The 5,414-nt window shown below is 70.2% G+C and carries 4 protein-coding genes and 1 pseudogene; 2 read left to right on the top strand and 3 right to left on the bottom strand.

Annotated features, from left to right (window positions below; all coding sequences use genetic code 11):
* A pseudogene (locus ACFV7R_RS46600) lies at nt 1-675 on the top strand (transposase); the annotation flags it as partial.
* Here ACFV7R_RS46600 and ACFV7R_RS46595 read toward each other — a convergent pair.
* From ACFV7R_RS46595 to ACFV7R_RS46585, 3 genes are all read right to left on the bottom strand, one after another.
* A complete protein-coding gene (locus ACFV7R_RS46595; protein WP_385276764.1) occupies nt 602-1,546 on the bottom strand; it encodes a transposase in 945 nt (314 codons plus the stop codon). The pseudogene ACFV7R_RS46600 and the gene ACFV7R_RS46595 sit on opposite strands and share 74 nt — an antisense overlap.
* 247 nt (nt 1,547-1,793) lie before the next feature.
* Complete coding sequence (locus ACFV7R_RS46590) at nt 1,794-3,275, bottom strand: flavin-containing monooxygenase (protein WP_385276761.1); 1,482 nt, start codon at nt 3,273-3,275, stop codon at nt 1,794-1,796.
* Nucleotides 3,272-4,222, bottom strand: coding sequence for a patatin-like phospholipase family protein (locus tag ACFV7R_RS46585; protein WP_385276759.1), 951 nt, complete (start codon nt 4,220-4,222; stop codon nt 3,272-3,274). The genes ACFV7R_RS46590 and ACFV7R_RS46585 overlap by 4 nt, the downstream gene beginning before the upstream one ends.
* A gap of 58 nt (nt 4,223-4,280) precedes the next feature.
* On the opposite strand from ACFV7R_RS46585, the gene ACFV7R_RS46580 reads away from it, so the two are divergent.
* Complete coding sequence (locus ACFV7R_RS46580) at nt 4,281-4,874, top strand: TetR/AcrR family transcriptional regulator (RefSeq protein WP_385276757.1); 594 nt, start codon at nt 4,281-4,283, stop codon at nt 4,872-4,874.
* The last annotated feature ends 540 nt before the right edge of the window (nt 4,875-5,414 follow it).

Here is a 5,414-nt window from a genome sequence, read left to right as displayed (position 1 = left end):
GGCCGCTGACCCTGGTGAGCGGCTACCAGACCCCGGCCGCCCTGCGGCGCCTCGGTAAGAACCGGCTGGAGACCTGGCTGCGCAACCGCAAGGTCCGCCGCGCTGACGAGCTCGCCGCGGCCGCCGTCGAGGCAGCCGAGCGTCAGCACACCGCGTTGCCCGGAGAAAAGCTCACCGCCGAGATGGTCCGCACCCTGGCGAAGGAGGTTCTGACCCTTAACGAGCAGGTCGCTGAGGTCGACAAGCTCATCGAGGGCCGGTTTCGTCAGCACGAGCAGGCAGAGGTGATCGCCAGCATGCCGGGCATCGGGCCCTTGCTGGGAGCCGAGTTCCTCGCGGCCACAGGCGGTGACATGGCTTTCTTCGGCACTGCCGACCGCTTGGCCGGCTTCTCCGGACTGGCTCCCGCGCCCCGGGACTCCGGACGCATTCGAGGCAATTACCACCGGCCGAAGCGATACCACCGAGGACTGCAACGCGTCTTCTACCAGTCCGCCTTGATCAGCATTCGCACCTGCGCGGCCTCGCGAACGTTCTATGAGAAAGCGAGCCGAGGGCAAGCGCCATACCCAGGCCGTCATCGCCCTCGCCCGCCGACGTATCAACGTCCTGTGGGCACTGCTGCGTGACGGAAGGTGCTACCAGCCTGCACCCCCCGTGACAGCAGCGGCTTGACAACAGCATTGGGAATCTCGGTCAGATGTGCCCGGTAGCCGGTCCAGCCCGAGCCGCGCTTGATCCCGTAACGGGCATCGGTGTCATAGGGCGAGCACAACCGGTGATGAACTGGCGGGAGATCCTTGCCCTCCCGCCAGCGCACCCCCTTCTCGTCGCGGTGGTACTGCTGGATCCAGGAGACCCGCAGGACCTGCACCGCCTCGATCTCGCGCAGCCAGTCCGGAGCCGTGGGGGCGTAGACCGCCTCCAGCAGGACGAATCCGTCCCGTCCGACCTGCTCAGACCACTGTTCACGGACCTCTTCGCCCTTGGGGAAGCGGTAGTCGTCCACGCGCGGCCCGTAGCGCTCGGCCCACTCGGCTGTGACCAGGCCGGACAGCCAGGTCGGGGCCGCGACCGCCAGCGCCTCCAGTGCCGCTCGCAGCGTCTCGCCGACGAACTCCATCCTGTTCAGCGTCCGCACCGCCGCGAGCACATGCGTGGAATCGGTCCGCTGCCGACCACCGGCCTTCAACAGGTCCAGCCCGCGCAAGCGTTCCAGCACCAGCTCCAGCGCCGTCTGTTCCAGCCCGTGCTCGATGAGACGGGCACGGAACAGGCTCAGCACGGAAGCTTCGAACCCGGGATCATCCAGCTCTAGGCCGAGCAGAAACTTCCAGTCCATCCGGGCTCGCACCTGGTCAGCGGCCTGCCGGTCGGTCAGCCCCTCCGCGTACTGCAACACCGACACCAAGGCCAACACCCCCGGCGAGACAGCCGGACGTCCCCGGACGGCGAACGCCCCGGCGAACGCCTCGTCCTCAAACAGCGGGCCCAGCGCCTCCCGGATCCGCACCGCGAGCGTCCCCTTCGGGAACGCGGCCCGCACCACCCGGGCCGTCAGCTCCGGCACCCCCTGATCAGCCCGTGGCTCCAGCGACATCCATCTCGGCCCTCCCACCCACGACCACAACAACCGTGGAGGACCAACGACACCACCCCTGCTCGAATCACGTTTTTCTCAGCAGAGTCCAGAAGGCCGGTACACCCGGCGGTCTACCTGGTGGCGAGTCCGATGCCGCGTGCGGCGCCGGTGACGGCGATGTCGGCGCCGCGCATGTCGATGGCGGGGAATCTCATGCGCTGAGTTCCTGCCGGTCGGTGGGGTGGATGACGGTGAAGTCGCGGGCGTCGAAGCGTGCCACCTGTGTGCGGAGTCGGCCGGTGGACCAGGGCCAGCTGAAGCTGTTGCGGCCGTTGGCGTCGAGGTAGTAGCTCCGGCATCCGCCGGTGTTGTAGACGGTGCCCGCGAGGGCGGTTTGCAGTTCGGTGTTGTAGGCGGTCTGCACGTCGCGGCGTACCTCGACCGACGCCCACCCCTCGGCGCGTGCTGAGCGGATAGCGCCGAAGGCGAGATCGAGCTGGGCTTCGAGAATGGTGAACGCGGAGCTGTGTCCGGTGCCCAGGCCGGGACCGAGAAGCAGAAACGCGTTGGGGAACCCGGCGGTGACGGTGCCGAGGTACGCCTCGGGGGAACCCTGCCAGTGGTCGGCGAGGGAACGTCCGGCGCCGTCGTGGATGAGGTTCGACAGGGGCATGTCGAGGATGTGAAAGCCCGTGCCGAGGATGATCGCGTCCACTTCGGCGCTGCTGCCGTCGGCGCCGAGCACGGTGGTGCCGTCGACCGTGCGGACGGCGCAGGCGTGCACGTCCACATTCGGGCGGGTCAGGGCCGGGTAGTAGTGGTTGGAGAACAGGATGCGCTTGCAGCCGATGGTGTAGTCGGGGGTCAGCTTGCGGCGCAGTTCACGGTCGCGGACGGTGGTGCGCAGGTGTGCGCGTGCCACGGCCTGTACGCCGCGCAGCAGCGAGGGTTTGCGGAATCCGCGGCCCAGCATCTCCATGGCCCGGTACTCCACCGCGGCCACCGCGGCCCGGGCGCCGGGCACGTGCCGCATCACCCACCGCTCGGCCTTCGGTATGCGATGGTCCGGCTTGGGCAGCACCCACTGGGCAGTGCGCTGGAACAGGTGGAGCCGGTCGACCTGGGGGGCGATGGCCGGGACGAACTGCACGGCCGATGCCCCGGTGCCGAGCACCGCGACCTGCTTGCCGCGCAGGTCGTAGTCGTGGTTCCAGCGCGCGGAGTGGAACACCTCGCCGGGAAACTCCGCAAGGCCCGGGATATCGGGGATGAGAGGCTCGTTCCACGGCCCGGCACCGGCGATCAGGAACCGGGCGGTGAACTCGCCGGCATTGGTGCTGATCCGCCACCGCGCTGCGTCGGGCTGCCAGTGCGCCTCGGTCATGCGCACGCCGAACCGGGTGTGCTCGCGCAGCCGGTGCCGGTCGGCGACCCCTTTCACGTAGGTGAGGATCTCCGGCTGATGCGCGTACACCCTCGTCCAGTCCGGGTTCGGCGCGAACGAGTAGCTGTAGAGCCGGGACGGCACATCGCACTGGCAGCCCGGATAGGTGTTGGCCCGCCACGTGCCGCCGAAGTCGTCGGCGGTCTCGATGATCAGGAAGTCCCGGATCCCGGCCTCGCGCAACCGGACCCCCGCGCCGACCCCGGAGATGCCGGCGCCGATGACGATGACTTCGAAATGGGCGCTCATGCCGTGGTGCTCCTGTCGATGGCTCGCTTGACACGGTCGGGCGCGGTACACAGGGAGACGTCGAGGGTGGCCGGGCGGCGGGCGACGTCCATGAAGTTGAAGCCCATGACGGCCAGTTCCTCGGCGCCGGGCTCGATCCGGACGACGCGGGTCCCCGCTGCCCGAAGCAGGTGTTCCTCCGCGTCGAGGGTCCCGGTCATCCAGCGCCTGGCGACGCGTTCGAGGCGGCTCAGCCCGGTGGCGGGCGCGCCCCCGGACGTCGCCATCGGGGCGATGATCACCACCTCGTCCAGGCCGAGCGGGGCAACGAGGTCGGCCGACGTCGGCGACACCACCCCGCCGTCGAGGTAGGCGCGCCCGTCGATCCGTACGGGAGGGAACCAGCCCGGGATCGCCCACGACGCGGCCATCGCGCTGCCGATGTCGGCGACCGGGGCATCGGGCGAACCGGACGCGACCCGTCTGCCGGAGCGCGTCTCGGTCGCCACCAGCCACGTACGTAACGAGGCGAGCCACGTGTGGCCGTCCGCCAGCGCGGCGCCGAAGCCCCGCAGCCACCCCGCATCCCCCCGGCCGCGCGGCAGGAGGCCGGGCAGCCCCGACCCGAGCGGGACACGGCCCCGGGCTGCCGCCGCCGTCAGCCCGGCGCCCGGCAGTCCCGGCCACGGAACCGGTGGCAGGGCGCCCGGGTGCGCGCCGACGTGCCGCAGGAGCAGCGGGTCCGCGTCGGACCGGCCCTGCAGTGCTGCGAGCAGGTCGGAGACCGACCGGCCGGACCCGAGCGGGGACACGACCTCCGCCCCCGCCGACGTCCCCACCAGCACCTCTGCCGTGCGGGCATCCCAGTCGAGCTGCTCCTCGACCGCAGCCAGCACCGCAACCGCCCATGCGAAGCCGAGGGTGCCGCCGCACCCGACGACCAGCCCGCGTCGTTGACACCCCGCCATAGATTCTCCCGGTATTTGAATTCCAAGGGAATCTGAAAGCTAGCGGTATCCTCCGGGGGTGGCAAGACTGACCCGGGCCGAGAGCCAGGCCCGCACCCGCGAACACGTCCTCGGCACCGCGTACGCGCTCTTCCTGGGCGACGGCTTCACGGCGACGTCAATGGAGCGTGTCGCCGAGGCGGCGGGCTACTCGAAGGGGGCGGTGTACTCCAACTTCGCCACCAAGAACGAGCTGTGCCTGGCCGTGCTCGACCGCATCGCCGCGGAACAGGTGACACAGCTGGCCGCCGCGATGGGCGACGCGCCCCGCTTCGAGGACCGGATCGCGGGATTCGCCCGCTGGGCCGACGAGACCATCGGCGACAGCTCGTGGACCTCGCTGGAAGTCGAGTTCGCCACCGCCAACCGCCGCGACAAGCAGGTGTGCGAGCAGCTCGCCCAGCGTCGGCGCACCGTCACCGCCGCGCTCGCGGACCTGATCCGGGCGCAGGCGGACGAACTCGGCATCACACTTGCCCTGCCCGCCGACACCGCCGCCCTGACCCTGCTCAGCCTCGGCATCGGGCTCGGCGTCCAGCGCGCCTTCGACCCGACCGTCCCGGTGCAGCCCATCGTCGACCTGCTGCGCAGCGTCATGAGCGGGCGCCCCTGAGGGTGCCCATGCTGCTGCGCTGACGGTGCGGGCATCCGGCAGGAAGGGGCGGCTCGGAGGCGAGCGGGGCGAGCGGCGCGAAAGCCGTGTTGCCGAGGGAGCGCTGGGGCGTTGCACCGTTCACGGAGCCGTCGCCGACCCAGAACCCCTGCGGACGGTCTTTGGCGCGCCGCACAGTGGGGCTCGCTGTACAGCCAGTGGGCCGGGGTGGAGCGCTCGCGCGTGAGTGGGCCGAGCCTTCGCGCCACCGGCGCTCTCCGACGGGCTCATCGCCCCGGGCTTCAGCAGCCCACGAAAACGCCGCAGTTCCAGCCGGCGATGCGGGTCCAAGACCTCCGTCGACCGCCCTCCGCCGTCTCTCCTCGATCCAGCAGCAGCGTGCCGAGCAGCAGAGCTCAGTGAGCCTCTTCCAATCTGATGGGTCTGCTGCACGATCGGGTGACATGTCAACTACCCATCGCTAAAGCGATGGGCTTGCACAACGGGCGTCACTGGCGGTGACGCTGCGTTTGCGTCCAGTCCCACCGCCACGCTGACGTG

The organism is Streptomyces sp. NPDC059866, assembly GCF_042731325.1.
Lineage (GTDB): Bacteria > Actinomycetota > Actinomycetes > Streptomycetales > Streptomycetaceae > Streptomyces > Streptomyces flavusporus.
Note: the sequence above shows the minus strand (reverse complement) of the source record. Positions and strands in the feature narration are given on the sequence as shown.